The 24,323-nt window shown below is 41.9% G+C and carries 20 protein-coding genes and 2 riboswitches; of the genes, 9 read left to right on the top strand and 11 right to left on the bottom strand.

Going from position 1 to position 24,323, the window contains the following annotated elements; all coding sequences use genetic code 11:
* Positions 1-155: 155 nt before the first annotated feature.
* From gap to glgA, 5 genes are all read left to right on the top strand, one after another.
* Positions 156-1,187, top strand: coding sequence for a type I glyceraldehyde-3-phosphate dehydrogenase (gap, locus tag QDI94_RS00455; RefSeq protein WP_021883744.1), 1,032 nt, complete (start codon positions 156-158; stop codon positions 1,185-1,187).
* 260 nt (positions 1,188-1,447) lie between these two features.
* Positions 1,448-3,364, top strand: coding sequence for a 1,4-alpha-glucan branching protein GlgB (gene glgB, locus QDI94_RS00450; RefSeq protein WP_278866369.1), 1,917 nt, complete (start codon positions 1,448-1,450; stop codon positions 3,362-3,364).
* An 80-nt stretch (positions 3,365-3,444) separates the two neighbouring features.
* Positions 3,445-4,656, top strand: coding sequence for a glucose-1-phosphate adenylyltransferase (locus QDI94_RS00445; RefSeq protein ID WP_101029457.1), 1,212 nt, complete (start codon positions 3,445-3,447; stop codon positions 4,654-4,656).
* A complete protein-coding gene (glgD, locus tag QDI94_RS00440) occupies positions 4,646-5,758 on the top strand; it encodes a glucose-1-phosphate adenylyltransferase subunit GlgD (RefSeq protein ID WP_101029458.1) in 1,113 nt (370 codons plus the stop codon). The genes QDI94_RS00445 and glgD overlap by 11 nt, the downstream gene beginning before the upstream one ends.
* Positions 5,759-5,788: 30 nt before the next feature.
* Positions 5,789-7,216: a glycogen synthase GlgA gene (glgA, locus tag QDI94_RS00435; protein ID WP_278866367.1), complete on the top strand. Its 1,428-nt coding sequence runs from the start codon at positions 5,789-5,791 to the stop codon at positions 7,214-7,216.
* A 196-nt stretch (positions 7,217-7,412) separates the two neighbouring features.
* Here glgA and QDI94_RS00430 read toward each other — a convergent pair whose 3' ends face one another.
* The 8 genes from QDI94_RS00430 to QDI94_RS00395 form a co-directional block, all read right to left on the bottom strand.
* The gene (locus QDI94_RS00430) at positions 7,413-7,985 is read right to left on the bottom strand and encodes a folate family ECF transporter S component (RefSeq protein ID WP_021883749.1); all 573 of its coding nucleotides are present in this window, start codon (positions 7,983-7,985) and stop codon (positions 7,413-7,415) included.
* 87 nt (positions 7,986-8,072) lie between these two features.
* Positions 8,073-8,170, bottom strand: a riboswitch (THF riboswitch).
* 75 nt (positions 8,171-8,245) lie between these two features.
* A complete protein-coding gene (locus QDI94_RS00425; protein WP_015523450.1) occupies positions 8,246-8,908 on the bottom strand; it encodes an ECF transporter S component in 663 nt (220 codons plus the stop codon).
* 107 nt (positions 8,909-9,015) lie between these two features.
* Positions 9,016-9,137, bottom strand: a riboswitch (FMN riboswitch).
* Between the two features lie 33 nt (positions 9,138-9,170).
* Positions 9,171-9,896: a DNA alkylation repair protein gene (locus QDI94_RS00420; protein WP_278866365.1), complete on the bottom strand. Its 726-nt coding sequence runs from the start codon at positions 9,894-9,896 to the stop codon at positions 9,171-9,173.
* A gap of 9 nt (positions 9,897-9,905) precedes the next feature.
* Positions 9,906-10,781 carry a LicD family protein gene (locus tag QDI94_RS00415; RefSeq protein WP_015523448.1) on the bottom strand — a complete coding sequence of 292 codons (876 nt, stop codon included), beginning with the start codon at positions 10,779-10,781 and terminating at the stop codon, positions 9,906-9,908.
* A 50-nt stretch (positions 10,782-10,831) separates the two neighbouring features.
* Entirely contained in the window at positions 10,832-11,911 is a 1,080-nt protein-coding gene (locus QDI94_RS00410) for a glycosyltransferase family 2 protein (RefSeq protein ID WP_101029464.1), read from the bottom strand.
* The gene (locus tag QDI94_RS00405) at positions 11,905-12,693 is read right to left on the bottom strand and encodes a hypothetical protein (RefSeq protein WP_278866364.1); all 789 of its coding nucleotides are present in this window, start codon (positions 12,691-12,693) and stop codon (positions 11,905-11,907) included. The genes QDI94_RS00410 and QDI94_RS00405 overlap by 7 nt, the downstream gene beginning before the upstream one ends.
* A gap of 42 nt (positions 12,694-12,735) precedes the next feature.
* Positions 12,736-14,097, bottom strand: coding sequence for a Sapep family Mn(2+)-dependent dipeptidase (locus QDI94_RS00400; protein WP_278866363.1), 1,362 nt, complete (start codon positions 14,095-14,097; stop codon positions 12,736-12,738).
* Between the two features lie 39 nt (positions 14,098-14,136).
* Positions 14,137-16,593, bottom strand: coding sequence for a YfhO family protein (locus QDI94_RS00395; protein ID WP_278866362.1), 2,457 nt, complete (start codon positions 16,591-16,593; stop codon positions 14,137-14,139).
* A gap of 260 nt (positions 16,594-16,853) precedes the next feature.
* Here QDI94_RS00395 and yfbR point away from each other — a divergent pair, with 260 nt between their 5' ends.
* Positions 16,854-17,441, top strand: a complete 588-nt coding sequence (yfbR, locus tag QDI94_RS00390) for a 5'-deoxynucleotidase (protein ID WP_101029468.1) — start codon at positions 16,854-16,856, stop codon at positions 17,439-17,441.
* Positions 17,442-17,602: 161 nt separating this feature from the next.
* Complete coding sequence (locus QDI94_RS00385; RefSeq protein WP_278866361.1) at positions 17,603-18,787, top strand: LCP family protein; 1,185 nt, start codon at positions 17,603-17,605, stop codon at positions 18,785-18,787.
* A gap of 380 nt (positions 18,788-19,167) precedes the next feature.
* On the opposite strand, the gene QDI94_RS00380 is transcribed toward QDI94_RS00385, so the two are convergent.
* The 3 genes from QDI94_RS00380 to QDI94_RS00370 all read right to left on the bottom strand — a co-directional run bounded on the left by QDI94_RS00380 (position 19,168) and on the right by QDI94_RS00370 (position 21,988).
* Positions 19,168-20,493, bottom strand: coding sequence for an LCP family protein (locus QDI94_RS00380; RefSeq protein ID WP_278866360.1), 1,326 nt, complete (start codon positions 20,491-20,493; stop codon positions 19,168-19,170).
* Positions 20,477-21,286, bottom strand: a complete 810-nt coding sequence (srtB, locus tag QDI94_RS00375; RefSeq protein ID WP_278866359.1) for a class B sortase — start codon at positions 21,284-21,286, stop codon at positions 20,477-20,479. The genes QDI94_RS00380 and srtB overlap by 17 nt, the downstream gene beginning before the upstream one ends.
* A gap of 201 nt (positions 21,287-21,487) precedes the next feature.
* Positions 21,488-21,988: a hypothetical protein gene (locus QDI94_RS00370; protein ID WP_278866358.1), complete on the bottom strand. Its 501-nt coding sequence runs from the start codon at positions 21,986-21,988 to the stop codon at positions 21,488-21,490.
* 260 nt (positions 21,989-22,248) lie between these two features.
* Here QDI94_RS00370 and nadA point away from each other — a divergent pair, with 260 nt between their 5' ends.
* Together nadA and mnmA are read left to right on the top strand one after the other, a co-directional pair.
* A complete protein-coding gene (gene nadA / locus QDI94_RS00365; RefSeq protein WP_278866356.1) occupies positions 22,249-23,163 on the top strand; it encodes a quinolinate synthase NadA in 915 nt (304 codons plus the stop codon).
* Positions 23,164-23,202: 39 nt separating this feature from the next.
* Positions 23,203-24,276: a tRNA 2-thiouridine(34) synthase MnmA gene (gene mnmA / locus QDI94_RS00360; RefSeq protein WP_278866355.1), complete on the top strand. Its 1,074-nt coding sequence runs from the start codon at positions 23,203-23,205 to the stop codon at positions 24,274-24,276.
* Positions 24,277-24,323: the final 47 nt, after the last annotated feature.

Raw genomic sequence — 24,323 nt, 5'->3', positions numbered from 1 at the left:
TCAAATTTGCCTTAAAAACGCAAAATCAGACCGTGTTTTTTACCGTATTTGTAAAAAACTCAAAAATTTTTCGTTAAATTTTTGTCAAGCTATTGAAGAAATGAAAAAAATGTAATATAATAGAAGCACCTTAGAATTTTAGGAGGAATTTTTTTATGTCAGTAAAAGTTGCAATTAACGGTTTCGGCCGTATCGGTCGTCTTGCTTTCAGACAGATGTTCGGTGCTGAGGGTTATGAAGTAGTAGCTATCAACGATCTTACAGATCCTGCTATGCTCGCAAACCTTCTTAAGTATGATACAGCACAGGGCGGCTACTGCGGTAAGATCGGTGAAAACCTTCACACTGTAGAAGCAGGCGAAGGCTCAATCATCGTTGACGGCAAAGAGATTACAATCTACGCTAAGCCAAACGCTGCTGAGCTTCCTTGGGGCGAGCTCGGTGTTGATGTAGTTCTCGAGTGCACAGGTTTCTATACATCAAAGGCTAAGAGCCAGGCTCACATTGATGCCGGCGCTAAGAAGGTTGTTATTTCTGCTCCTGCAGGCAACGACCTTAAGACAATCGTTTACAGCGTAAACGAAAAGACTCTTACAGCTGACGATACAATCATTTCAGCTGCTTCATGTACAACAAACTGCCTCGCTCCTATGGCTGACACACTTAACAAGTATGCAGAAATCCAGAGCGGTATCATGTCAACAATCCACGCTTACACAGGCGATCAGATGATTCTTGACGGTCCTCACAGAAAGGGCGACAAGAGAAGAGCAAGAGCAGGTGCTGCTAACATCGTTCCTAACTCAACAGGTGCTGCAAAGGCTATCGGTCTTGTAATTCCTGAGCTTAACGGCAAGCTCATCGGTTCTGCACAGCGTGTTCCTGTTCCTACAGGTTCAACAACAATTCTTACAGCTGTTGTTAAGGGTTCAGATGTAACAGTTGAAGGCATCAACGCTGCTATGAAGGCTGCTGCTTCTGAGTCATTCGGTTACAACGAAGATCCGATCGTTTCTTCAGATGTAATCGGTATGAAATTCGGTTCACTCTTCGATTCTACACAGACAATGGTATCAAAGATTGCTGATGATCTTTATGAGGTTCAGGTTGTTTCTTGGTACGACAACGAGAACTCATACACAAGCCAGATGGTAAGAACAATTAAGTACTTCGCTGAGCTTGGCTAATCTGAATTTACAGATTATTCTTTGGGCTGTCCAAAACGGACAGCCCTTTTTGTTTTGCTTTTGTAAAGAATTTCGGGTTTTTATTCTTTATTCGTAAAATTATGCTTTAAAATGTAACATTCAGTCGCAGTTTATAAAATATACACGAAAAATTAGTTTTAAATTTTTTGAATTTGCTTGAAATTGACATATATTTTTGGTATTATATAAGTGTGAGCAAATAATCAAAATCAGAAGGTATTTAACAAGGAGCAGTTCTTATGAATTACAGCTTTAACGAGGCAAGACCGGCACTTGAAGTTTTTCATACCGGAGATTCCGTGTACGCATACAATCTTTTGGGTGCACACCTCGTGAACTGGAACGGCAGAAACGGTTGTGTGTTCCGAGTATGGGCACCAACCGCAAGGAGCGTTTCGGTTGCAGGCGAATTTAATAATTGGGACAATAACGCAACCTATATGTACGACATCGGCTACGGTGTTTGGGAGGTGTTTGTCGAAGGGGTCGAGGAATTTTGCGCATACAAGTACTGTATTGAAAGCGAATACGGCGACAGGCTTATGAAAGCAGATCCGTATGCTTTTCATGCTCAAACCCGTCCCGGTCAGGCATCCCTTGTGTATGACATTGAAAATTATTCGTGGAATGACGGCGAATGGTTAAACAAACGCAAAGAAAACAACATTTCATCTTCACCGATGAATATTTATGAAATACACGCAGGCTCATGGAGAAAATATCCCGATGGCAACTTCTTTAATTATCAAAAGCTTGCCGATGAGCTTATCCCCTATCTCAAGGAGATGCACTACACTCATATTCAGCTTATGCCTATTATGGAATATCCGTATGACGGTAGCTGGGGCTATCAGGCAACAGGCTACTATGCCCCAACCTCAAGATTCGGCACGCCGTCCGACTTTATGACATTTGTTGACAGGCTTCACTGTGATGGTATCGGAGTAATTCTCGACTGGGTTCCGTCAAATTTTCCGACGGACGATTTCGGTCTTGCAAAATTTGACGGCTCTCCTCTCTATGAAAGCAATGACCCAAAAACGAGCAAGCGTGACTCGTGGGGAACCTGCCTTTTCAACTACGCAAGATTTGAGGTTACAAGTTTTCTTGTTTCATGCGCAATGTTTTGGCTTGACAAATACCACATTGACGGCTTGAGAATCGGCGCACTCTCCTCTATGCTCTACCTTGACTACGGTAAATCCGAGGGAGAATGGGAGCCGAACAAATTCGGCGGAAAAGAAAATCTTGACGCTGTTGATTTTGTAAAAAGACTCAACACGGCTGTCCATATGTACCACCCCGATGTTATGATGTTTGCCGAGGAAAACACCTCGTGGCCAAAGCTTACTCATAAAATAGAGGACGGCGGACTTGGATTTGATTTCAAGTGGAATATGGGTTGGATGAACGATATGCTTCACTATATGTCGCTCAATTCAATGTGGCGACCGTTCAACCACGACAGCCTTACTTTCAGCTTTTATTATGCTTTTTCAGAAAAATTTCTTCTGCCGATTTCACACGATGAGGTTTCTCACGGCAAAGGTGCGCTGATAAAGCAGATGCCCGGAAAGTACGATGAACAATTTGCAGGCGTAAGAGCGTTTATAACATATATGTACGCTCATCCCGGCAAAAAACTCGTGTTTATGGGAACTGAAATCGGTCAGTTTGACGAGTGGAATTTCAATGAGGCAATTCAATGGGATTTGCTTGAATTTGAAAAACATAAAAAGCTCAGAACATTTTTTAAGGAGCTCAACAAATTTTATCTTGACTGCAAGCCGCTCTATGAGCTTGATGCTGTCTGGAAAGGCTTTGACTGGATTCACCATGACGACTACACAAACAGCGTTATTGCATTCAAGCGCACCGACAAAAACGGTGATGAGATTGTTTCGGTATGCAACTTTCAGCCCATCAGGCGTGACGAATATTGCATCGGCGTTCCGAAATTCGGTCTTTATGACGAGGTTTTTAACTCTGATGAGGAGCGTTTCGGCGGCAGCGGTGTTGTAAACGGAAAGAACATTAAAACCGAGTCAATGAAAATTCACGGCTTTGATCAGGGACTTTCACTCACTCTTCCCCCACTCAGCGTAATCTATCTGAGGTGTACAAAAGAACTTGAACCCGATAAAGTTCAGAAATAAAATTGATATTTTCAGTCACAAGACTGTAATTATATTTAAGCTAAAAAAGATACTAAAATAAATATCGGAGGTATTTTAAGATGTTTCCAAAAAAGGAAGTAGTGGCTATGCTGCTTGCCGGCGGTCAAGGCTCTCGTCTTGGCGTGCTTACCCGAAAGCTTGCTAAGCCTGCCGTACCGTTTGGCGGCAAATATCGTATTATTGATTTCCCGTTATCTAACTGTGTAAATTCAGGCATTGACGCTGTGGGTATTCTTACGCAGTACCAGCCTCTTGTTCTTAACGAATACATAGGAAACGGACAGCCGTGGGATCTTGACAGTATGCACTCGGGTGTAAACTGTTTGAGTCCTTATCAGGCTGTTGACGGTGCAGACTGGTACTCAGGCACAGCCAACGCTATTTATCAAAATATCAACTACATTGAGCGTTATAATCCTGAATATGTGGTTATTCTTTCGGGCGACCATATTTACAAAATGGACTACAACAAGATGCTTGATTATCACAAGGAAAAGAATGCCGCTTGTACAATTGCGGTAATTGATGTTCCGCTTGAGGAAGCCTCAAGATTCGGCATTCTCAACACAAACGAGGACGGTTCAATCTACGAATTTGAGGAAAAGCCTGCTCATCCGAAAAGCACAAATGCGTCAATGGGCATCTATATTTTCAGCTGGAAGGAGCTTAGAAAGTATCTTACTGAGGATGAACTCAAAGAGGGTTCAAGCCATGATTTCGGCAAGGATGTCCTTCCTGCCATGCTTGACGCAGGCGAGCGTATGTTTGCCTATCCTTTTGAGGGCTATTGGAAGGATGTTGGAACAATCGACAGCCTTTGGGAGGCTAATATGGATCTTCTCGATCCAAAGGTTACTCTCGACCTCAAGGATATCTACTCAAGAAACCCGATGATGCCGCCGCACTATGTTTCAAACGAGGCGTCAATCCAAAATTCGCTCGTTGCCGACGGATGCAATGTTTACGGCAGCCTTGAGTTCTCAATTCTCTTTGCAGGTGTTACAATCGGTAAAAACGCAACAATCAACTCTTCAATCATTATGCCAGGTGCTGTAATTGAAGACGGCGCAGATGTTCAGTTTGCAATTATTGCAGAAAATACTGTTGTCGGCAAAAATGCAAAGGTCGGACAGAAACCTGAAGAAACGGAAAATCTTGACGATTGGGGAATTACTGTTGTCGGTGCAAATACCGTTATCAAAGAAAACACCGTTATCAAAGCAAAAACTATGATAGACAGCGACACGGAGGTGGACGGCAATGAGAAGTAACAATGTACTCGGTTTCATCTTTGCGGCAACACTTGACGACAAAATTCCGGAGCTTGCATCTTCAAGAACAACTGCAAGCATTCCGATCGGCGGTAAATACAGAATTATCGACTTTGACCTTTCGAATATGTCAAACTCAGGTATCAGCAATGTAGGCATTGTTGCAAAAAGCAACTTTCAGTCACTTATGGATCATGTAGGTTCAGGCAGTGCCTATGACCTTTCAAAGAGAAGAAGCAACCTTTCAATTCTTCCTCCGTATGACGGCAAGGCTTTTTCAAGCTTTGTTGAAACAATCTACAATATGCACGGATATATTGAGCATTGCCGTGAGGAATATGTTCTTATCTCGCAGGGTAATGTAATTACTAATATTGATTACACAGATGTTTTTGACTTCCACTCAAAGAAGAAGGCAGACATTACACTTATATATAAGAATCATGCAATTCCGCAGGGCTATGACAGACCGATTACCCTTGATGTAGATGATGACGGCAAGGTAAATCAGATTTTTGTAAAGCCCGGTGTTGTTGACAAAGAGGCATTCAACCACGCATACGGCTCTATTCTCATCAAGAAAGACCTTCTTATGAGTGAAATCAGAAACGCCATCAGCGTTAATCAGCTTGATGTAAAGCGACTTCTTCAGAGCAGTCTGGGCAAATACAGTATTTATGCTTATGAAAATAAGGGTTACTGTGCAACAATCAGCTCAATCAACGATTACTTTGAGTTCAATATGGATCTTATGAAAAAAGAAGTGAGGGATGAGCTTTTCAATCCGCAAAGACCTATCTATACAAAGGTAAGAGATGACGCTCCGTCACGCTACGGACTTACAAGCAATGTGAAAAATTCAATCATTGCACAGGGTTGTGTTATCAACGGTGAGGTTGAGAACTGCGTTATTTCAAAGGGTGTTTATGTCGGCGAAGGCGCAAAGCTTTCTAACTGTATTGTAATGCAGGACACAAAAATAGGTTGCAATACCAACCTTAACTATGTTATCATAGATAAGGATGTTACCATCAAGGACGGTCGTTCACTTATGGGATATGATTCGTACCCCATTTATATTGCTAAAAAATCCGTTGTATAAAGTTTGTTTAAACAAGGAGGTAATCTTACAATGAGAATTTTATACTGTGCTTCAGAGGCTAATCCGTTTTGCGGAAGCGGCGGACTTGCCGATGTAGCAGGAAGTCTTCCGCACACACTTTGCAGAAAAGGTCAGGATTGCAGAATTGTTGTTCCGCTTTACGGCACAATTCCGCAGGAACTTAAAAACTCCATGAACTTCATCACAAACTTTACCGTGCCGGTTGCATGGCGTCATCAGTATTGCGGTTTGTTCTGGGCAAGATGGAATGACTGTACATACTATTTTATTGATAACGAATATTATTTCAAGAGAGGCACTCTCTACGGTCATTATGACGACGCTGAAAGATTCGCTTTCTTCTCCCGTGCAATTCTTGAAATGCTCCCTTACATTGATTTCCATCCCGACATCATTCACTGCAATGACTGGCAGACAGCTCTTGTTCCTGTTTACTACTATCTGTTCTATTCACACAGACCATGGTACTATAACATTAAGAGTCTGTTCACAATCCACAATATCCAGTATCAGGGTGAATACGGCTGGGAAGTTAACACAGAGTGTGTCGGCATTCCTGCATCCGAAACAAAGATTCTTGAAATGAACGGCAAACTCAATATGATGAAGGGTGCTATCGAAACAGCTACCCGTGTTTCAACGGTTTCTCCAAGCTATGCGGCTGAAATTAGAGACCCGTGGTTCAGTTGGGGACTTCATGACGAACTCAATCTTCGTCATTACAAGCTTTGCGGTATCAAGAACGGTATTGACACAGAAAGCTACAATCCCGAAACAGACTATCAGCTTTATCGCAACTATTCAAAGGACGATATGAGCGGCAAGGGCGAATGTAAGCGTGCTTTGCAGGAGCGTTTGTGTCTTGAACAGCGCTGGGATGTTCCGCTGGTCGGTATGGTAACAAGACTTGTTGCACACAAGGGACTTGACCTTGTGAGAATGGGTCTTGAGGAGCTTATGAACACAGAAAATATGCAGTTTGTAATTCTCGGTTCAGGCGACAAGGAGTACGAGGACTACTTCAACTATATGCAGGCGAAGTATCCGGGCAGACTTTGCTTCTGTCACGGCTTTGTTCCCGAACTTGCAAGAAAAATTTACTCGGGTGCAGATATTTTCCTTATGCCGTCTGCTCAGGAGCCTTGCGGTCTTGCACAGATGATTGCACTCCGTTACGGCACAATTCCTGTTGTTCGTGAGGTTGGCGGTCTTAAAGACTCTGTTTTCGACAGTGCCGACAACTACGGTAACGGCTTTACATTCAAAAACTATGAATGTGCAGATATGCAGCTTGCCGTAAGAAGAGCATTGTGGGGCATTCAGGACGATCAGGGCTGGCATCAGCTTATGTGGCGTGCTATGATGAGCGATAACAGTTGGGATCGTTCGGCTCAGGACTACATCAATCTCTACAACGATACCCTCAAGTGGGCATAATCATATAATTTAAAATTTCGGTGTATAAAATAAAAGTCGGAAAGCAGATGTCAAATTTGCTTTCCGACTTTTGGTTTATTTGAAATAGCAATCTCGTAGGGGCGGATGATATACGCCACAATGCAAACAAAAAAGGTTGGAAACTACTGCGGGGAGCAGTCGATTTCCAACCTTAAAGTTTTGCATTAGTTTTTCATCAGGTTCTCTTTATTGCGTGCGGAACACGAATTTTACCTGCAAGCTTACCAAGAGCAAACACAAGAATAATCTCGGGAATGCACTTAACGGCAACACTGATGAATCTTGCTGTAAGATAAACTGTGTACGGTGTTGAACCGCCGCCGTAGAGTGTGTAAAGCCAAAAAGCCGTAAGGAATGTTTCAACGCAGAGCATATTTGTAAACCATGCAAGAACAACTCTGAGCGGAGTTACATTGTTCTTATAAAGAAACATACCGTAGATAAAACCTGTAATAAAGCCGTTGATTGTAAAGCCGGGAAAATATGCGCCTGTCGGGGCAATGATAAATGAAAGAATATCTCCCAAAGCACCGACAATTGCGGCAGGAATCGGTCCGAACATTACGCCTGTTACGGCTATGGGAAGGAACGCTGCGCTGAGCTTTACATTGTTTCCGAAAAACGGAAGTGTGCTGTTTGCAAAAAATCCGAGAACAATACGAAGTGCAAGCAGCATTGCAATTGCCGCAAGAGCGTAGATACTCTTCATTTCAAGCAAAGAGCTTTGAATTTTTTTGAGTTGTGACATATTTTTTACCTCCTGAATCTCTGTTGTTGCTTCAGGAAGAAAAAAGCGGACAGATTGCTCTGCCCGCTGAATTATATGTCCCAAAGTAACAGCGGGATGCGAAATCTGTACCGCAGGATAAACCTTTCGTTCTTGCGGCAACTCCCCGTCCGCAAAACACTTCACGCACAAATTTCTACTCTGTGATAGATGCCTTTCGACACCGTATGTTATTATACGCCTGAATTTGTTGTTTGTCAACCAAAAAATTAATTTCGGGTTTACTGAACCGTTGCTTTTTTCTTCTTTGTAAGAAGGGCATCGAGGCTGTTGATAAGTCTTGAAAGCGGCTTGTAGATTATGAAAACAACTACCGAAATGATGAGTCCCTTAATGATATTGAATGGACCTACGCAGTACAGGCAGAATGTAAATGTGCCGTCAATTGCAGGGAAAATTGCCTGTCCCATTTTGATAATTTCTGTAAGCGGCATAAATGACGAGTAGAGCGGAACAAGCACGAATGTGTTGAGAACCACACCGATTGCCGCCATTGCAACCGTACCTGTAAGCATTCCGACAATCGCACCGACTCTTGTTTTTTTGTACTTGTAGATGAAACCTGCCGGCAGAATAAACGAGCAGCCGATGAGAAAGTTTGCAAGCTCCCCTACTCCGCCTGTACTTGTGCCTTTAATAAGAAACTTAACGAGAATTTTTACAAATTCAATTACTGCACCGGCAATCGGACCCATGCTGAATGTTCCGACAAGAACGGGAACTTCGGAAAAATCGAACTCATAGAATGAAGGTGCGATGAATCCGAGAGGAAATTCAAAGAACATAAGAACTGCCGAAAGTGCCGCAAGCATTGCGGTTACGGCAAGCTTTGTTGTCTTTGCCGTGTTGTCTGAATTAATTGTTTTTGCTTTTGATTTTGTCATTACGACCACTCCTGAAAAATTATTTCGAGTTGTCGGGAAAAGAAAAATCCCGCTACAAATGTAACGGGATTGCGTACCAAAATAAAACAGACGAACCGCCTGTTCTGCCGCATCTTCTCGTATCCGGACTATAACCGTCGGTGTCTGAATTTCACAGACTCGGCAGGCTTTCACCTGTTCGTGGACTTTAACCACCGGTGGAGAATTTCACTCCGCCCCGAAGACAACTGTTGATTATATTATATGCCGATTTTCGGATTTGTCAATATCTCTTCAGGGTTTTGAGATATTTTTTCGTTTCATCGTCAATTCTGAAACTTTCAACGCATTTCCGAATCATTTTATTAAAGGTTGCGTTATCAAGCGAATTTGACTTTATGTACCGCATAGTCTGTTCTCTGCACTTTGCAAGTGCTGTTGCAACAAGCCATGCCCTTGCCATGCTCACATAATAATGCGGATTTTTCGCATTGTCACAACATTCAAGCACCGTGTCTATGTACTCATCTTCAAGATAATAGTCAAGCATCAGCACAAGACCTGCACGAATTATCCACGGATTGTCGCTTTTGGTGTATTCACAAACATGAGGGAAAAATTCTGATTTATACTTTTTGGTTTCTTTGAGATTTGCACAAAAGCCGTCACAAACCGCCCAGCTGTCTATACGCTGTACAAAATCATCGCTGTACATCGAAAATTCTTCATAGCTTTCGGTTTTGAGCAAACCGATTACAATACCACGTATTGTTTTTTCTTCATAAGAATTATCGGTTGTCTGCTCTAAAAAACTGCGTCCGTTGCCCTTAGAAATTTCCTTGCCGAGCTTTCGCATAACAGGCATTCTTACTCCGATAAAAAAGTCCTTGTCATTGTCGGGAATCAATGAGGAATGAAAGCTTCTGTACTTTTCATCGGCATATGAACGAAGTTCCTCTACAAAATCATCATAGTCATTTTTAGTCCAATTATCTCTTACAAGCTCCATAATGCACCGTTATTTTTGCTTATTCTTTCTTTTGCTGTCATAAATTTCACACGGTGAGTTCAAATCAAGATATGCAATATCGTGGTGTGGCACTCTGTCCTCAACCGGCGGAAGCTGCATATAATCACCGAAAACCATTCTGAGATACTCGTCATAGCCCGACATACACGGCATTTTTATGCCCTCAAATGTGACATAATCAACGCCCGAATAAATGTGTTTCGGATACTCAATTTTCATCCAATGAGGGCCCGAACAAAGCTCCGTTACACACTTGTTTTTATCAAGCCTGTACTTAATCATATGCTTTTCGGCAGTTCTCCAAATCTTTTCTCGGAGCTTTTTTCCTCTGAAAATTGAAAGCAAAGCCTTACTGCCTGCCCCCACAATTCCGCCGTGCTTTTCGGGAACAACCTGAGCCAAAAACAGCGAATAAAGCATTGTCCACACATACTGCATTTTGCGTGCAAAACGGCTGTCGGGACAAACATCAAGCGGAAATACATCAAGCACAAGTCCGTGCGGAATATCAACCTCGGTCTGATTTGTCTTGACCATAGTGTAATTTGTGTCGGTTACGGTCATAAAAATATTGCCCGTGAACATATCGCTGTCGGTTTTGAGAAGTCGAAATCTTCCGTCTGCGCCCTGTTCATGCCAAAGCTTGTACAGCTTTTCGTAGTCCTCTCGTGGCAGCATAACATCAACATCATCATCCCACGGAACAAATCCGCCGTTTCTGAGCGCACCGATTAACGCACCACCGATAAGATAGAATGTGAGATTGTTCTTTTCGCAAAAGTCCCTGAAATACACGAGCATATCAAGCTGTTTAAGCTGTAATTCACGCAAAAGTTCGGGGGTAAGTTCTACTTTTTCAGTCATAAGTATCTCCGTAAATATCAAATACGGGCGGAGATTATCCGCCCAAAAAATTATTTGTATGAATGACCGGGAAGTGTGTTTTCCCTGATTTTTCTTTTTACCTTTTCAATGTGTTCTTTCGCACCGCTGTTTTTGATTTTCTTCCGCCATGACGGAATCTGAATCAAACCAACAATTGTGCCTATTCCGTAGGCAACATGGAGCAACGGGAAAATGAACGGCAAAAACACAAACTGAGGCTGAACATTTTTCATTGTGCAACATCCGACAGCGTTTACAATATCAAACATTCCGTAGATTATCAAAAGAATGTACAAAAAAAGCGGAAGTCCGAGAAGTGCAAGCACGGAACAGCCGAGAAGTGCCATTACAAAAAGAAACGGTGCAAAGTGAAAGTATGAAAGACAACCGGGACATTCCGAGAGTGTAAGTCCTATCCACCGTCCGTTTGAATACTTCTGCCTTATCATTCCATGAAGGTCATTTCGTGAATGCTGATACGAAATAATATCGGGGCAACAGCACATCTTGTAGCCCGCCATTCTAATGCGGTAGTGAAATTCATTATCCTCGGTTCTGCCGAGATTTTCGTTAAAACCGCCGACCTTTGCAATAACCTCTCTGCGGTAAGCCGCATGAAAAAGGCTGTCAAGATATTCCTTTTGCGCAAGCGGCCGTCTGTATGACGCAACCGAACTGCCGAAGAGAGAATCCTCAGCCGCAAGCAAGGTGAGCTTCCAGCTTGAAACATTTGATGTAATGTTAGGTCTGCCGCCGCCTACTACATTTTCGCCCTGCTTTATGTTATAAACATTTCGTGAAACAAAGTTTCTCGGAATTCTTGCATGGGCATCAACTCTGATGATTATATCGCCCTTTGCGGTCATCAGAGCGGCATTCCATGAGGTTGCCTGATTACGCTTTACGCATTGAACAACAGATACATTCCAAAAGCCGTAGTCGGCATCTCTGAATTTTTCCATTTTTTCCTTAGTATCATCGGTTGACATACTGTCAACAAAAACCACTTCAATTTTATCGTGCGGATAATCCTGAAGTGCAATATCTCTGAAAAGTCCGCTGAGCGCGTTTGACTCGTTATAAGCTATCATACAAAGTGAAACTAACATATAATATCCTTGCTCCCTTCAAGCTCTAACAGCCATTTTGCAGACATTGCAGAGGCTGTCAGAAAATAAGGCACGGCATAAAGTGCAGGAACAACAAAAAAGCACAGAGCCGCCCACCCGATGAAACCGACAAACAGTTTTACGGTTGACATAAAATTCTTTATTGAGAATGCCATCATTCTCGGAAGATAAACCCCAAGAGGCAAATTTTCGTTAAAGCCGTAAGCCAAAAAGGTGTAATGGACAAATATAATATAGCAAACCACCGTGAATAAAGCACTGACAATCCATGCCGCAACGAGCAGAACCGCCATAACAGCCGTGAGTGACGGTGAGTTTTCAACTATCTGCGTTGAAACTGAGTTAAGGTAATTAAAAACATTAGCAAAACCGCTTATGATAAAAAACAATCCGAGCGAAATAACATCAAGAATAATTGATTTAAAAAATCTTTTCGGCTTTTTATAGTAGTAAAACACATCAAGCGGACTGCACTCTCTGCCCCTGACTACATTGCACACAGTTCTGTAGACTCCGTTGACAAGCGGTAAAATTACAACTACAAAGGCAAACAAAATAAGTCCGAAAACCGTCATAAGGATTCTCTGTGACTGACTCGGATTTTTTACGCCATACATTCCCGAAGCTGACATTGCAAGGCTGAAAGCGAACAGCCCTGTCAAAAATGCAAGCAGGGTCACCATAATTTGTGAAATAACTACCGACCGGTTTCCCTCAAGAACCGCTTTTGCCTGTTTTCTAACAGTTTTTTCAGTATTCATTAGCATTCCCTTTTCATCTGAATTTGTTCATAACAAAACGCATTATTCTCCGTCGGTAAACATTCTGTACATTGCCTCAAGGCAAATCTGAGCGTGTTTAAAAAAGTTCTCCTTATCCATACTTTCGTCTGCATTGTGCATACGAACATCGTCATTTTTGAAGGCAGGACCGAATGCAACACCGTGACCGCCGAGCATTCTTGCGTAAGTTCCGCCGCCTGTTGAATAAAGCTCAGCCTTTTCGCCTGTTACGCTTTCGTAAGCGTCCGAGAGCAGCTTTACAAGCTTGCTGTCCTTATCGGCATAAAGCGGTTCTTCGTGATTGAGAACAGTAACCTTGAGGTCGCTGATTTTTGCAACCTTTTTAAACTGTTTGAGAACTCTGTTTACGCTAACGGTAACGGGATAACGGATATCAAACACAGCCTTTGCGGTCTGTCCCTCAATATTCACGCTGCTGAGGTTTACGGTGAGCGAGCCCGAAACAGCGTCGCTCATTTTAAGACCGAGTGATCTGCCGTTTGTTTCCTTGTTGATTGCGTAGTCAATAAATGAACAGATTGAACCTGTTTCTCTTGTTGTGTAAACATTTGAGATAAGGTCAACAAGTGCCGCTGCGGCATTGTAGCCCTTGTCCGGTTCACACGCATGAGCCGCTTTGCCACGGCTGATTATCATAAGACCGTCAATAGTGTAATTAAATTCAAAATCACCGTCACTTGCGTCTGCAAGGCGCATGAGAGTCTGCTCGTCATAGTCTGACGAATCAAGCATTACATACGCTCTGTCGGGAACTGCATTAACTGCTCTGCCTGCATGGAACTGGCTGAGTGTTGTTGCATTATTTAAAAGTGTGCTGACTTCAAGCTGAAGAATACCCTTTTCGGCAAAACAGATGCCGTAGTCGCTGTCGGGAGTGAACGCCATGTCGGGAAGTGGATTTTTCTTGAAATAGTTTTCCATATCCTCCATACCCGTTTCTTCACCCGTGCCGTAAATAGCACGCAGAGTGTTCACGCCATTTACACCACTGTCCTTGATTGCTTTCAAACAATAGAGCGTAACAAGAGCCGCACCCTTGTCGTCTGCAATTCCTCTGCCGTAAAGTCTGCCGTCCTTTTCGGTAAGCGCATACGGCGGAACGCTCCAGCTGTTTCCCGCAGGAACAACATCAAGGTGAGTAAGCACACCGCAAAGCTTTCCGCTGTCACCAAGTGTAATGTGGCAACTCTTGTCGGTTGTTTTCTCCCCTGTCAGTCCGAAATTTTCTGCTCTTTTAAGAATAAAATTCAAGGCTTTGTCACACTCGTCATTCTTTTCGCCGTCAACCGATTCAAAGGAAAGGAGTGTGTCAAGATCCTTTAAAAGCTCGTCTTTATAGTCAAGTATTTTGTTTCCGAACATAATAAATACCTCCGTACTTATACGCTGATTATATCTGTATCAGTTTTTATTTTTTCTTTTTATTTTTTTAACCGTCAGGATAACTGCGCCGTACACCAAAAATGCACCGAGTGCGCAAAGGCTGATTTTTACACCTGTTGAAAATCCGGGGGTTTCGTATGTAAACACAATGTCGCACTTCTCACCCTTTGGAATCTTAACAGCCATAAAGCCGTAGTCAACCTTTTCAACATCAACAGCCTTACCGTTTACGGTTGCGGTAAAACCATCGCTGTAAGGAACGCTGAAAAACAGCAAATTGTCGTCACCCTTTGTATTGTCATACTCTGCCCTAAAACCGTTGTCAGTATATTCAAAAGACGAACAGCTGTTATATGCCCTCTGAGCGCAGACTTTTTTGTAGTCGGAATTATCATAGCTGAAGGTTTCCGTAATGCTGTCGTAGTATTCGGGATGCTTGCCGTACAACAGCTTGTATTTTTTGTCGCTGTATCCTGTAATCGAGGAATATTTTTTCATTAAATCGCGAGGAAGAATCATTGCATAGAGCAAAGCCTCTGATTTGTGAGCCGACGGAACAAAGTCAAACTCCTCTTCGGCAATAAATTTATCAAAGGTGTATCCCATTGGGATGTAACGCTCATTGCGGTAAATATCAAAACGGTTCTGCGTTCTCAGATACTTCCAACCCGGCATTCTTGTGTTGCCGTCCTCATCAATGAATGAATTTGTGCTTCCCGACTTGCCGTCGCCGCGGTAGTCAAAAAGATATTTGCAGCTCAAAAACGGGCGAAGTCCGTACACATCAAGGTCAGGTCTTGACGCAACATCTCTTGTGATTCCGAGTGCGTCATAAAACTGCATTATAGATGTTGAAACGGAACTTTGAAAGCAGTTTATGCTCTGAATCTGCCAGAACATTGCCGTATTGTCAACGCATTCATAAAAATCACTGCGGACATTGTCAATATCTGCAATTGTTATACCGTCACGCCTGTTTATGATATCTTCCTTAATAGTCTTTGTACTGCTGCTTGAGAAATAGCCCGTGGCAATTATAAAATATGAGGTAAAAAGCGAAACGCTGAGAATGCCGACTGTAAGCATAACAGTGAATCTCTTTTTGTTTCGTCTGAATTTTTTGATTATGAGAACGAACGCAAGCAGACTTAACAAAGCCATAAGAACATAAAGCCAATAGCGTTCAAATGTTGCCTGAGTGCCGACAACCGTATTTTGAATATCGCCGCTCTCCTCATCCGTATAGCTCACAGGCATAAGGCCTATCAGCAGAGTTGCGCCTACCGTAATTCCCGCCGACCAACGGATTGCCCTGTTCCAATCGGTTTTTCTGTTTTCAAATGCCTTGATTGTTGCAAGAACAAGCATAAGCACGCCCATATAGAACCATCTTGCGTAGTAAATTGAGCTGTTCATCATTTGGAACATACTGTTCAGAACAGGCACACACGCAAAGACCGCAAGCACCGCCAGAAGCTTTTTGAGCCAGCTTTTTCGGCAAACCTGAAAATATGCGATGACTCCTGTCATTCCGACAAGCGGAAGCCACGCGGCAACAGAAGCCCATTTGCAGTTTGAACCGGGCGTGAACACAGGGAAAGCAGGCATATCTGCAGGAAAAAATAAGCTTAAAATTATAAGCCAGTACTTTTGCGGCTGACTGTACACAAGCGAATCCCAACCGTTCGGAAGCTCCGAAAGTCTTGGGTTGCCCATAAGCCCAAGAACTGACGGCAACAATATAAATGCCGTTGCAACAAAACCTATTATAACCTCAAGTGCAAGCAAAAGAAAATTTTTAACTTTAAATTTGTAGGTTTTGGTAAGCGTAATCATAAGAAAATAGATGATTACGAACAGAACCTGTCCCACAAAGAAGTAATAGTTCACAACACAGGCGGAGAATACCGCAAGAGCAAACACCGTTCTTTTTCCGTCATAGATGAATGCGTCAAGTGCCGCAAGCAAGAGCGGAAACATTATCATCGGCTCGTGAAAATGGAAAAAGAACACATTGTAGATTGAAAATCCCGAAAATGCGTAAAGCAGTCCGCCTACAAGAGCGAAATTCCTGTCAGTCACATATCTTTTAAGATAAAGGTATGCAGAAAGTGACGCACAGCCGAATTTCAAAATCAGCAACGGTCCGATAAGATACGGCACTGCCTCGCTTGAAAACGGAATCGTCAGCCAAAAGAACGGACTGCCGAGAAGATAAAAGCTGAAGCTTGAGAGCATATCCGTTCCGAGGTCAACATTGTGCATCCAACCGAGATTGCCGCCGCGAACGGTATCGTGTACAAGCTGATAGAACGGAATTTCCTGAACATTGAAATCGCCGTAATAATAGAAAACACCGCCCCCCATTATGATAAACGGAAGAAAAAGTGCAGTTGCCGTTATAATTGATATAAGAAACACACGCAGACCAAAAAGTTTTTGTGTGGGATATTTTTGCAAAATTCTGCTCGGCATAAAATCCTCCACGGAGCAAAAAGCAGAAAAAATCTTATTTTTTCGATAATTTCTTTACTTTTAAATTATGAATAGTATAATCAATGATGTAAATGTCTTTCACCGTCATTTATTCAAAAGACACCTGCATAATAGATTTAAATCGGAGCAACGCTCTGCTTTGCTTACAAGGAGCAGAGGATACTCACACTCACACTACATTATAACATAGTACAATACAAATTGCACTAATTTTTAGCAAAAAACAGGAGAAACTACAGATGAATATTTCACATTTTTACGCAATGCTTTCAAGAATGCGGTACATCAACCGCTGGGGGCTTATGAACAACACAAGAAACGAGAATCTCAGTGAGCACAGTCTTGATGTTGCAGTGATTGCACATTGCCTTGTTTTGATTCACAACAAGCGTTTCGGCGGCAGTCTTAACGCCGAAAGAGCCGCATTGCTCGCACTTTTTCACGATGCAACCGAAATCATAACGGGCGATATGCCGACTCCCGTAAAATACTTTAATCCCGAAATCAAAAATGCCTACAAAGAAATTGAAGCGAATGCAGGCGACAGGCTTGTATCAATGCTCCCCGATGATTTTAAGGATGATATGGACGAAATCATCAAAATGAACGGTGCAGGCGACAGCGAACTTAAAAAATTTGTAAAAGCGGCGGACAAGTTTTCCGCACTCATAAAATGTATTGAAGAAATAAAAATGGGCAACAGCGAGTTTTCAAAGGCAAAAGAGGCAACCGAAAACTCAATTCACAATATGAATATGCCTGAAAACGAAGTGTTTGAAAAAGAGTTTCTGCCGTCCTTTTATTTGTCGCTTGATGAACAGGATTGATATAAACTGACAAAATTTTTAGCGTTATTCCGACAGAAATTTCACTAAAACTTCACTAAAAGACAGACTTTAATTCTAATTTAGCATTAAAAGAAATTCTCATATGGTATAATAAGCTATACTTATGTATTGTGTGCTTTTTACCCGATTGGAGGAGTAATATGCCAAATTACGAAAAAAACAGTCAGAAAAGCAATTTTGTTGACATAAGCTCAAACAAGCAGATCAAAAAATTATATAATAAAAAAGGCAGACTCAAAAGGATTCTTTGCCTTGTGTTTTCAATGATTTTTCTGATTTGCGGCGGCGGAATGCTTTACTACTATTCGTTCCTTGATACTCTCAACTTCAAGGATCTTGACGACACAAACACCAACAACACAGCAGCTACCAACTCATCGGTTGCACCGCTTGAGGGCGACACAACAAACCTTTCGCTTTCAGAGGGAGAGCTTCTGCAGAACTCCAAGGAGCTTAATGTTATGCTCTTTGGCGAAGACAATTCAAACGGCGATAAACACGGCAGAAGTGATACAATGATCATGATGACCATTGATAACAACCACAAAAAGCTTAAACTGACATCATTCCAGCGTGACACCTATGTTTATATTCCGGGTTACGGATATGACAAGCTCAACTCATCTTATAACTACGGCGGAGCAAAGCTTTCAATTCAGACAATTGAAGCAAACTTCGGCATCAAGGTTGACCGTTATGCGGTTGTTGACTTTGACAGCTTTAAGAAGATTATCGACACCCTCGGCGGTGTTGATATGGAAGTTACTCAGGACGAAATTGACTACATCAACTATCAGATGTACAAAAACAACCAGTCTGAAACAAGAACGACTATCACAGACGCACCTGGTACTGTTCATCTCAACGGTCAGGAGGCTCTTTGGTATGCTCGAAACAGAGGTCTTACAAAGGGCGAGGACGGCAACGAAATCGGTCTTGACGGTGACGACTGGGACAGAACCTCAAGACAGAGAAAGCTTCTTGAAACTCTGTTCACAAGTATGAAGAGTGCGGACCTCGGTCAGATTGTTTCAATTGTAAGCTCTGTCGGTCCTCTTGTAACAACAAACCTCAAGAAGGACGAAATCACAGCACTTGTTTCTCACGCTCTCACCTATCTTTCTTATGATGTTAAACAGTATTATGTTCCCGAAGAGGGTCTTTGGTACTACGATGATAAAACAAAAACATGGGACGGTAGAATCACATCAACAATTAAGATTTCAGACCTTGACGAACAGAGAAAGAAGTTTGCAAGCTTCGTTTTTGAAGAATTGTTCACAGGCGGCACTTCTTCAAAAGAAACAACTTCCGCATCAAATTAAATATGAAACAAAATGCAGACAGCCAATAATCGGCTGTCTGTTTTTTTTTACGGCTAACCGCCGGCAGCGTGTCGCTGCGCCCTGTTCGTGAAGACAGGTTAATTAAATGAAAAATTGAAAATGTAAAATGGAAAATTGCGGTCGTGAAGACAGTTTGTTTAAATACAAAACATATTATGCCCGAGCGTAGCATTGCGGTTTTCTGTACAAACCGAGTCGTAAGGGCGGATATTATCCGCCTGCCCTAACGGATTTTTTTGTTCAATAAATATGTTTTGATATGATGAAAATTCCGCTGCAATATAACAACCGCATTGCACATAAAACAAAAATGCATCAGAACCTTACTTGGAATCTGATGCATTTTATTTGTTTGATTATTATTCTATTTTGGTATAATAAATACTCAAAAACATCTGATAAAATTCTGCCTCGCTGACATTGAATTCTGCGTACTTTGACCCCATTTTAACCTGACCGGGAACAGACAGCATATCAATTCCGTTCATACCGCCAAGCACAGCCTGCTGAGCAAGATATGTTACCTTTGACGGATTAAGATTTGTACACGAATACGGAGCGGAAGCGTTGAACAAATCAAGCGGTGTGGTCAAATCCTTCTTTGTCTGCTGAATAACCGTATTCATAAAAGACTGAATATAAACCTTCTGCCTCTGCATACGCATATTGTTTGAATCAACCTTGCTTGTGTCACGGGTTCGCACAAAGCTTTCAGCCTGCTGTCCGACAAGGTGATAGCTTTGACCCTCAACAAAATCGCCGATAGTTTCGGGGGATACAACATCAACCCCGCCTATGCTGTCATTAAGCGCCGCTATACCGTCAAGGTCAAGCGAGAAGTATATGTTAATCGGAATGTTATAGAACAGCCTCTGAACTGAATTTACGGTATTTTCACAGCTTGATTCCTTACCGTCACCGTATGCATATGAAAGACAAATCTGCTGTTTTTCCGTTCCTGCATACGCACCGCCTGCGGAATACATTGTGACATCAACCATCGCATCTCTGGAAATGTTAAAAAGGGTGATTTTACCGTTTGAAGTGTCGATTGACACAAGCATCAGCACATCCGCCTGACCGCCGCTCGCCTTGACTTTGCTGTTGTTGTTCTCGTCAAGGTTACGCTTATCTATGCCCATACAAAGAACATTTGTCACCTTATCGTTAAACTTGTAGGTTTCGCCGTTGTAGATAACATACTTACCGTTCTCCTCGGTTTCAATGCCCTGTGGGGCGGTAACATGAATATCCGTATTAAACAGCTCGTTTCCGCCCTGATAAATCAAATACGCAACCGTGCCTACGGCAAGTATAACTAATCCAAGTAATGTACAGCCGATTGACAAAAGCACCTTTTTCCAGGTTTTCATCTTTCGATGCTTTGAATGGTGATGATGCGACTTTGATCTATGCTTTTTATAGTGATTTGTGGTGTTACTCTTCACGACAATGCTGTCGGAATCAACTCCGTACACATCTGTATATACTTTTTTCTTTTTCTTTATTAACTTGCTGTCCTTGAAAATATAACCTTCTATATCCAACCTTGAAGGATCGCTTACATGCTCCTTGCTGTTCTTTCCTCTTTTCGATTCAAGAATTTCCGGTGTATTCGGATCAAGCTTTGCGCCGTTAATATTTTCAGTTACAGTTTCGGTTGAACTTTCATTTTGTTGGCTCATCTTTTTTAAGCACTCCCTGAACAAGATACCTTCCGTCGCCGCTGTTCAAACATGTGCTTAATACAAGAATTTTATCATCGGTAGTAAGCTCCATATTTCTTTTGTTTACAGAAACAGAATGCGGATTTTCTATCATATCAAGATAATCCGAAAAAACTTTATCGTCTGAAAAATCAAATGAATTCATAATGTGGCGGTCATCATATTCAAATGCAGACACAATCTCATAGGTTAGTTTTCTGTCGGGTGTATAGACATAAATATACTTGTTCTTATTAAAAAAGTCAGTATCATAAAAGCGGTGAAGCGTTGCAAACATCGAGCCGTTCGCCATATTGTGTCCGTACAAAACCGTTACCCTGTCGGAATAATCACGCTTATTGCATATCTGCGAATAAATACTGCCCGAAAAACTGTAGTTCTTGTAAATATCATGGTCAAGGTACAGGTTATCGTCAAGATGGCTTTGCAAAACAGGATAATTGATATTTGTGTTGGGAATATAGACCCAAGAATAAATATCGCTGTTCTGCTGTTGAAGCGACTTGAAATCAATCGGGTTATCCGCCTTTTTCACATTGATTGACGGTGAAGTCACTTCTGTTGCAGATTCTGCGGCGGAAGTAGTTTCGTTTCCTATGTTTGACGCATATGAACCGGCAACATTTTCAAGACTTTTTCGCTCATTGCTTTCATTGAGATTTTTTATGACTATATAAGCCAGCGTGCCGATGATAACAGCGACAAGCAATATAATCAAAGCTATAAGAAATTTGTTCCTTTTTCTGCTCATATTAAAAACTCCTAATCGGTAATATTTTATCATTATAATGCTAAAAAGTCAATCAATCATCACTGTTTCGTATAATTTTATTACTATTTTAAACATATATTATCGCTGCGGAACAAGCAATTGACTGTTTACGCTCGGCTGTTTAATTAAAAAAAGAGGCTTCCTTTTGAGAAGCCTCCTGATTTTTTAATACAATTGGAATTACTTGCTCTTTACAAGCTTGAATACAGCTGCACTGCAAGCCGCAAGTGAAAGAACAAGAACAACATACGGAACAACATCGCTCGCGCCTGTCTTTGGTGAAGTTGTTGAATCATCTTTCTTTGCCGTAGCTGTAGCAACAGGACCTGTTGTGCCGCCGCTGCTTGCCTTACGGTAATAAGGAGTACAAACAAGGTCACCTGAAATAATAATATTCATATTAGCATCTGTATACTTGCTATCGGTTCTGAAAGGACCGCCCGAAATTTCCCAGTGGTCAAAAGCATAGCCGTCATATGGAAGCGGCTCAATAAATACATGCTGTTCGCCCTTTTCATCAATACCTGTTGTGAACTTATAATCACCGTCACCGCCCTCTGTCGGAATAATCTCTACCTTGTATTTAAATGTACTCGGCTGAGGACTTACTGCAGCAAATGCGGGAACTGCCGACAATAACATCATCATAACTGCAAATAACACAGCAATTGTCTTTTTCATCACATAATCCTCCTAATTTAACCCATTCTAACTTTGGGATATGATACTATTCAAAATTTATACCTAATTATAGCACATATTCATTTATTTGTAAAGTCTAAAGGAACAAAAATATTTTTTAAATACAACCAAAAATATGGGCTGTTTCTTGTTGAAAGTGCAAAAAACCCTGTTTTTTTATACAAAAAGCTATTGCATATAAGGTTGCGTAAATGTATAATAAGATGTAGTAATTTCAAATTACCGAAAGGAAAGCTATTATGAATATTTCATCAATACAGGAACAGATTCTCAGACTTAAAAAGGAAAAGGATGTCTGTATTCTTGCCCACAGCTATCAGGCGCATGAAATTCTTGAAATTGCAGATTACACAGGCGACAGCTACAAGCTGAGTGTTGACGCAAGCAAAGCCGAAAACAAGAACATTCTTATGTGCGGTGTAAGATTTATGGCTGAAACCTGCAAAATTCTTTCGCCTGAAAAAACCGTTTACCTTGCACAGCCTGTTGCCGGCTGCAGTATGGCAGACCAGATGGACAAACAGCTTATTTCTCAGGTTAAGAAAATGTATCCCGATTACACAGTTGTTGCATACATCAACACTACGGCAGAACTCAAAACTATTTGCGATGTATGCGTAACAAGCTCATCGGCTGTTAAAATAGTAAACAATCTTGACAATAAGAACATTCTCTTTATCCCTGACTGCAACCTCGGCGACTATGTTGCAAAACAGTGTCCCGACAAGAACATCAAGCTTCTCAACGGAGGTTGTCCGATTCATGCCTGCGTAAATGTTGAGGATGTTAAAAAGGCTAAGGAGCTTCATCCGAACGCACTCGTTCTTGTTCATCCCGAATGCACTCCCGAAGTTGTTGCTATGGCTGATTATGTCGGCTCAACATCGGGCATAATGAATTATGCAAAGAAATCCGATGCAAAGGAATTCATTATCGGTACAGAAATCAGCATTGCCGAACATTTGCAGTATGAATGTCCCGACAAGAATTTCTACGGTCTTACATTAAAGCTCATCTGCCCGAATATGAAATCAACAACACTTGTTGATGTTTACAACTGCCTTAACGGCAACGGCGGAGAGGAAATCAAGCTTGACGATCAGACTATCACAGACGCAAGAAAGTGCATTGACGAAATGATCAGACTCGGCTGATAAATTACTTATGAACGCAAATCTGTTCGGGAGGAATAAATGACTAACAAAGCATTGATTGCAATGAGCGGAGGAGTTGACAGCTCGGTTGCCGCATTTCTTACCAAGGATATGGGATATGACGCAACGGGCATTACCCTCAAGCTCTTTGATAACGAAGATATCGGTGAAAAGCGAGAAAAAACCTGTTGTTCTCTTGATGACATTGATGATGCAAGGAGAGTTTGCCTCAAGCTCGGCATTCCCTACTATGTCTATAACTTCAAGGACAGCTTTAAGGAAAATGTAATCGACCGCTTTATCAGAGCCTATGAAAACGGTACAACACCGAATCCCTGCATTGACTGCAACCGCTTTATCAAATTTGAAAAGCTCATTCGCCGTGCAGAAGAGCTTGACTTTGACTGCGTTGTCACGGGGCATTACTCAACAATTGAGTATGACAAGGGTGCAGACCGCTATTTGCTGAAAAAATCGGTTGACATCACAAAAGACCAAAGCTATGTGCTGTACTGTCTTACACAAAGACAGCTTGCAAAAACACTTCTTCCTCTTGGCACATATACAAAGGAAAAGGTGCGTGAAATTGCAAATGAGCTTGGTTTGATAAACGCACGAAAACACGACAGTCAGGACATTTGCTTTGTTCCCGACGGGGACTACGCAAAATTCATTGAACAGTACACGGGCAGAACTTATCCTAACGGTAATTTTGTTGATACCAACGGTCATATTCTTGGTGAACACAAGGGAATTATCCGTTACACCGTAGGTCAGCGAAAAGGTCTTGGACTTGCACTCCCCCACCCTATGTATGTTAAGGAAAAGAATCTTGACACCAACGAGGTTATTCTCTGCGATAACAACGAGCTTTTCTCAAAGGAGCTTTATGCAACGGACATAAACCTCATCACCTGTGACAAAATCGACAAACCGATTAAAGTCAAGGCGAGAGTTCGTTACAGCCAGCCCGAAAAGGATGCAATCGTTGAACAGATTGACGATAACACCCTGCACATTGTCTTTGACGAACCGCAAAGAGCAATCTCAAAAGGTCAGGCAGCAGTCCTCTATGACGGTGAATATGTAGTGGGCGGCGGAACGATTTTGTAAAAATTTATAAATATTCTCAATAAATATCAGTCGCAAGGCCGCCAATC

The organism is Ruminococcus bromii (assembly GCF_928721825.1).
GTDB classification, from domain to species: domain Bacteria; phylum Bacillota; class Clostridia; order Oscillospirales; family Acutalibacteraceae; genus Ruminococcoides; species Ruminococcoides bromii.
Note: the sequence above shows the minus strand (reverse complement) of the source record. Positions and strands in the feature narration are given on the sequence as shown.